The organism is Xenorhabdus beddingii (assembly GCF_002127545.1).
GTDB classification, from domain to species: Bacteria; Pseudomonadota; Gammaproteobacteria; order Enterobacterales; family Enterobacteriaceae; genus Xenorhabdus; species Xenorhabdus beddingii.
In genome coordinates this window covers 1-1,209 of the sequence record NZ_MUBK01000111.1, presented here as the reverse complement: position 1 = coordinate 1,209, position 1,209 = coordinate 1, and the positions used below count along the sequence as shown (strand labels likewise).

The window sequence follows — 1,209 nt, the reverse complement described above, 5'->3', positions numbered from 1 at the left end:
GGAAGCGGCGATCCTGTATGTCGCCAATATCGATTACCTCCGCTGCCAGACCGTTGATGACGCTATCACGACCGATTCTGTGGTTGTCGGTATTCATCCCATGGCGGGGGGGTTCTTAAACGTGCGTGCCACGGCCGGAACGTACAAAAAAGGGCAACCGGTAGTCGTCACCAACGGCCAGATAAAGGCGGCGGGTGAAGGGGCGGACATCTTTGCTTACGTTGAAGAAGATGAACTCACAGTAAAATCGGGCGACTTGGTTCGCGTAGTGTTCAAGTAAGGAGAATTGAATGTTTTATTTTTCAGTCAAGAAGGCAACCGAAACCGGAAACCTTGAAGCTAATCAGGCTCAATTTGGTGAGCTGGTATTGGCGCGTAACTCTTCGGCTCAGGCCGTGGCTGATTTTATTGCGCGTGCCCGTTATCGCAATGAAGATGCGCGTCTTGATGCTGTCAATGCGATAGATGACATTAAGCGACTATATCGCACCTATGACCAGACTGTACTGGCAGAATTTGAGCCAAATTCGGAATTCACCTTGTTAAACGATCTGATGGGCTTATCTCGCTCAGTGCGTTTGGAAGAGTCAGTGTATGAGTATGCCCGCACTGGTGGCACAGGTTGGGCGCATACATCAATGTCCGGCCAGATTGGTGCAGCACTGGATGCTCGCTCATACAGTTTTGACGGCACGATGGTGCCTATTCATGACTCCGGTTTTAAATTTAACTGGCGTGACCCGATCTTCAACAAAGGTTCTGCGCTGGCCTCATTAGCCGATGTTCAGGCGTCTTCGGTTAAAGATGTGCGTCGTCAGTATGTTGACTTCATTTGGAACGGCTTCCGTGACAGTGAAGGTAACTTCATTAAGTTTGATGATAAGACGTGGAAAGGTCTGCGTTCTGATGAGCGTGTAGCACAAGTTGCGCTTAACATCGATTTCGCGACAAGTACTGACGCACAGGCTATGCGCTCCGAAGTTATTCGAGTGCGTGATGTGCTGAAATTGCAAAACTATCAGTACGGTGAACAAACGTGGTATGTGTCCGGTGACATTCTGTCGAACTGGGAAAAGCTGTATTTCGACGTGAACCAGACTCGCACGGTGCTGGATGAAATCAAGAAAATCACGGGCATTTCCAGCATCAAGGAAGATTTCGAGCTGAAAGGCAATGAAATGCTGATTGTTCCTCTTCGTGCGGGGGTTA

The 1,209-nt window shown here is 49.1% G+C and carries 1 protein-coding gene and 1 pseudogene; both read left to right on the top strand.

All coding sequences use genetic code 11. The features are described from left to right. Positions 1–280 (top strand): annotated as a pseudogene (locus tag Xbed_RS18695) (hypothetical protein); the annotation flags it as partial. A 10-nt stretch (positions 281–290) separates the two neighbouring features. Continuing rightward, on the top strand, positions 291–1,209 hold a 919-nt coding region (locus Xbed_RS18690; protein ID WP_086114306.1), incomplete at its 3' end, for a major capsid protein.